The 5080-nt window shown below is 72.6% G+C and carries 1 protein-coding gene; it reads right to left on the bottom strand.

Features of this window, described 5'->3' with window-relative positions; genetic code table 11:
* Positions 1 to 5080, bottom strand: a 5080-nt coding sequence (locus ACYVMZ_RS39030; RefSeq protein ID WP_461088027.1) for a type I polyketide synthase, incomplete at both ends; no start/stop codon positions are given.

The raw sequence follows: 5080 nt of genomic DNA, 5'->3' as shown, positions 1-5080 counted from the left end.
CGGCTCCCGCCAGAATCCCGGCGAACCGGGCCGCGGTCCGGGAATCCGGCGTCTCGGGAAGATCGATCAGACCACCCCAACGGTCGGGGTACTCCAGTGCGGCCACTCGTCCCAGGCCCCACAGCTGTGCTTGTCCGGGCCGGGCCGGGGCATCGGTACGACCGGTCGACACGGCACCGGTCGAGACCGCCCACAGCCGTGCGTCGAGCCCGGCGTCACCGAGCGCCTGCACCAGCGTCACGGTGGCCGCGAGACCGACCGGGACGGCCTCGTAGTCCTTCCGAGGCGATTCGTCGAGGGCGAGAAGCGAGACGACACCGGCGATGTCCGCCTCCGCCGCCTGCCGACCGAGCTGTTCGGCCAAGCCCTCGCGTGTCATCTCCCCAGCGGCCACGTGCAGTTCGCACGTCTCCGCCCCCGCCCGGGTCAGGGCCTCGGTGATGCTCACCCGCCAGGGATGGTCGGCCGCCTCGTCCGGAACCACCAGCAGCCAGCGCCCGGACAGTGCCTGGGTGGTGGTTTCGTCCGTCAGCGGCTGCCACGTCACCCGGTACCGCCAGCCGTCCACCACCGACTTCTCCCGCCGCTGCCGCCGCCAGGACGACAGCACCGGCAGTACGGCACCCAGCGATCCCTCGTCGACATCGACGAGCGTGGAGCTCAGCTCCTCCAGGTCCTCCCGTTCCACCGCCTCCCAGAAGCGTGCCTCCACCTCGTCCATGGGCTGCACTGCATCACCGGCCGGCTCCTCCTGCGGAGCGAGCAGCCAGTAGTGATCGCGCTGGAAGGCGTAGGTGGGCAGGTCGACCATCCGGGCGCCCGGGAACAGCGCCTTCCAGTCCAGCTCGACACCATGCACGTGCGCCTCGGCGAGCGAGGCCATCAGCCGCTTCACGCCGCCGTCGTCACGGCGGAGAGAGCCGAGCGCGGCGGCGTCGGAGTCCGTGTCGTCGAGGGTGGCCTGGACCGGGACGGTCAGCACCGGGTGCGGGCTCATCTCCAGGAACAGAGTGTGTCCCTCGGCGAGCAGACCACGAGTCGCCTGCTCGAACAGGACCGTGTGACGCAGGTTCCGGTACCAGTAGGAGCCGTCCATCGGCTCGTCCAGCCACTCACCCGTGAGCGTAGAGAACAACGGCACCTCAGGCGCCGCGGGCGCCACCGAGGCCAGGGCCTGGGCCAGGTGCTCCTCGATCGCCTCCACCTGCGCGGAGTGCGAGGCGTAGTCCACCGGGATCGTCCGCGCCCGGATGTCGCGAGCAGTGCACTGAGCGACAAGCTCCTCCAGTGCCTCCGGCTCACCGGAGACCACCACCTGAGCAGGCCCGTTCACCGCCGCGATGTCGATACGACCGTCCCAGGCCGCAAGCAGCTCGCGGGTCTCGGCCTCCGGCAGCGGCACGGACACCATGCCACCGCGACCGGACAGCGCCCGGATGGCCTGGCTGCGCAACGCCACCACCCGGGCCGCGTCCTCCAGCGACAGCGCCCCCGCCACACACGCGGCAGCGATCTCACCCTGGCTGTGACCCACCACAGCAGCCGGCTCCACACCGGCCGCCCGCCACACCTGGGCCAGCGACACCATCACCGCGAACAACACCGGCTGAACCACATCCACCCGGTCGAAGTTCTCACCGTGGAGTTCCTCGAACAGATCCCAGTCGACGAACGCCGACAACGCATCCGCGCACTCCCGCATCCGGGACGCGAACACCGGGCTGGCATCGAGGAGTTCCACCGCCATCCCAGCCCACTGCGACCCCTGACCGGGGAACACGAACACCGGACGCACGGCACCACCGACCGCCCGCCCAGACACCACACCATCCGCCGCGAACTCACCCTCGGCCAGCCGCTCAAGACCCGCCAGCAGCTCCCCCCGGTCCCCGGCCAGCACCACACCCCGATGCTCGAACCGCGATCGGGACTCCACCAAGGACCAAGCGAGATCGGACAGTTCGAGGTCGATGCGAGCCTGCACATGGTCCCGCAGCCGGGCCGCCTGCTCCCGCAGGGCCTCCGGTGACTTGGCCGAGACCACTGCGGGCGTGATTCCGGGCAGTATCGACGGTTCGGCGGGCGAGGGCTCCTCGACCGTCTCGTCCGCGGGCTCGAACTCCGGCGCCTGCTCGACGATCACGTGGGCGTTCGTGCCGCTCATGCCGAACGAGGAGATGCCCGCCCGGCGCGGCGCGCCGTCCCGCTCGGGCCACTCCCGCGCCTGCGCCAGGAGCTCGACGGCACCGGCGGACCAGTCGACCTCGGGGGTCGGCTCGTCGATGTGGAGCGTCTGTGGCAGGACGCCGTGGCGCATCGCCATCACCATCTTGATGACGCCGGCGACACCCGAAGCGGCCTGTGAGTGGCCGATGTTGGACTTCACGGAGCCCAGCCACAGCGGTGCTCCGTCGGCGGGGCGCTCCTGGCCGTAGGTCGCGATGAGGGCCTGGGCCTCGATGGGGTCGCCCAGTGTGGTGCCCGTACCGTGCGCCTCCACCGCGTCCACGTCGGCGGGTGTGAGGCGGGCGTTGGCGAGCGCGGCACGGATCACGCGCTGCTGGGACGGACCGTTGGGCGCCGTGAGGCCGTTGCTCGCGCCGTCCTGGTTCACCGCGGAGCCCCGTACGATCGCGAGGACCCGGTGTCCCTTGCGGCGGGCGTCGGACAGGCGCTCCAGGAGGACCATGCCCACGCCCTCGGCCATGCCCATGCCGTCGGCGGAGGCCGCGAACGCCTTGCAGCGGCCGTCGGCCGCCAGGCCGCGCTGCTGGCTGAAGGCGATCAGCGAGCCCGGCGACGCCATCACGGCCACGCCACCGGCGAGGGCCATGTCGCACTCGCCCTGCCGCAGGGACTGCGCGGCCAGGTGGAGGGCGACCAGGGACGAGGAGCAGGCCGTGTCCACCGTCACCGCCGGGCCCTCGAGACCGAAGGTGTAGGCGATCCGGCCGGAGACGACGCTGGGCGCGCTGCCGGTCAGGATGTGGCCCTCGGCGCCTGCGGACATCTGGCCGGGGGCGGTGCCGTAGTCCTGGTAGTTCGTTCCGACGAAGACTCCGGCGGTCCGGCCGCGCATCGTCCTCGGGTCGATGCCGGCGCGTTCGAAGGCCTCCCAGGAGGTCTCCAGCAGCAGCCGCTGCTGCGGGTCCATCGCCGTGGCCTCGCGCGGCGAGATCCCGAAGAACGCCGGGTCGAAGGCGCCCGCGTCGTGCAGGAAGCCGCCGCCGCGGGCCGTCGTGGTGCCGGGCGTCTCGGGGTCGGGGTCGTAGAGGTTGTCGACGTCCCAGCCCCGGTTGGTCGGGTAGCCGCCGACGACGTCGGCCCCGGACCGCAGTACCTCCCACATGTCCTCGGGGCCGGCGATGCCGCCCGGGTAGCGGCAGCTCATCGCGACGATGGCGATGGGCTCGTCCGCGGCCACGGCTGCCGACGGCGTGGTGGTCCGACCCGCTGCCGCCGCGTCCCCGGCCTCGCTGCCGAGGACCTGGGTCCGCAGATAGGCGGCCAGGCTCAGGCCGTTGGGGTGGTCGAAGACGACCGTGGTGGGCAGCCGCAGACCGGTGGCCCGGCCCAGGCGGTTGCGCAGATCGACGGCGGTGAGCGAGTCGAAGCCGAACTCCCGGAAGGCGCGCTCGGGATCGAGGGCCTGCGCGGAGTCGTAGCCCAGGACGGCGGCCGCGTGGGTGAGCACGAGGTCGAGCAGGATCCGGTCCTGTTCCGGCCCGGCCAGTCCGGTCAGGCGGCGGCGCAGCTGGGCGGCGCCGTCGTCGGAGTCGCCCGCGACGGCTTCCTCCCGTTCGGACAGCACGCGCTGGGCGTCGGGCAGGTCGGACAGCAACGGGCGGGCCCGCCGCGAGGTGAACACCGGCACGAACCGGTCCCAGTCCACGTCGGCCACGGCCAGGAACGTCTCGTCGTCGTCCAGGACCTGCTGCATACCCGCGAACGCCAGGTCGGGGTCGAGGAACGGCAGTCCCTGGCGACGGAGCTGTTCCGGGTCGACGTCCTGCGGGGCGCTGCCGCTCTCCCAGAGGTTGACGACGTTCCAGACTCCCCACGCGATCGACGTGGCGGTCAGACCGCGTGCCCTGCGGTGCTCGGCGAGCGCGTCGAGGTAGGCGTTCGCCGCGGCGTAGGCGCCGTGGTCGCCGCTTCCCCACACACCGGCGATGGAGGAGAAGAGCACGAAGGCGTCGAGCGAGTCCACGTCCAGGACGTCGCCCAGCAGTTCGTCCAGGACGACGGCACCGGCCACCTTCGCCGCCACGATCTCGGCGAAGTCCGCCAGCGACGTGGTGTCCACCGCGGCCAGTTCGATGAGGGCGGCCGCGTGGATCACGGCACGCAGCGTGTGTCCGTCGTCCTTCAGCCGCCGCAGCAGCCCGGCCACGGACTCCCGGTCGGCCACGTCACAGGCGGCGATGGTGACCTGGACGCCCAGCTCCTCGAGCTCCGCCTTCAGTTCGGCGGCCCCGGGCGCGTCCGGGCCACGGCGGCTGGTCAGCACGAGGTGCTCCGCGCCACCGCGAGCCAGCCAGCGGGCGATGTACGGGCCGAGTGCGCCCGTGCCGCCGGTCACCAGAACCGTGCCGCGCGGCTTCCACCGGTCCTGCTTCGCCGGTGCGGCCGGTTCCGCGCGGACGAGACGCCGTACGTAGACACCGGAGCCGCGCACGGCGAGCTGGTCCTCGTCGTTCCCGGCGCCCGCGAGGATGGCGGCCAGACGCGTCATCGCACGGCCGTCGGGAGCCGGGGGCAGGTCGACGAGCCCGCCCCAGCGGTCGGGGTGTTCCAGCGCCACGACCCGGCCCAGGCCCCACGTCTGGGCCTGCACGGGGCTGTCCAGCCGGTCGTCGCCGCGGCCGGTGGACACCGCTCCACTGGACACCGCCCACAGCGGGGCCTCGATCCCGGCGTCACCGAGCGCCTGCACGAGTTCCACCGTGGCCGCGAGTCCGGCGGGCAGGACGGCGTATGTGCCGTGCGGCTGCTCGGCGAGTGCCAGCAGGGAGACGACACCGGCCGGCTCCGCCTCGGCGACGACGTGCCGAAGCCGCTCGGCGAGAGACGCACGGCT

The sequence above is a fragment of the Streptomyces deserti genome (assembly GCF_054782695.1).
This window is presented reverse-complemented; position numbering and strand designations above follow the sequence as displayed.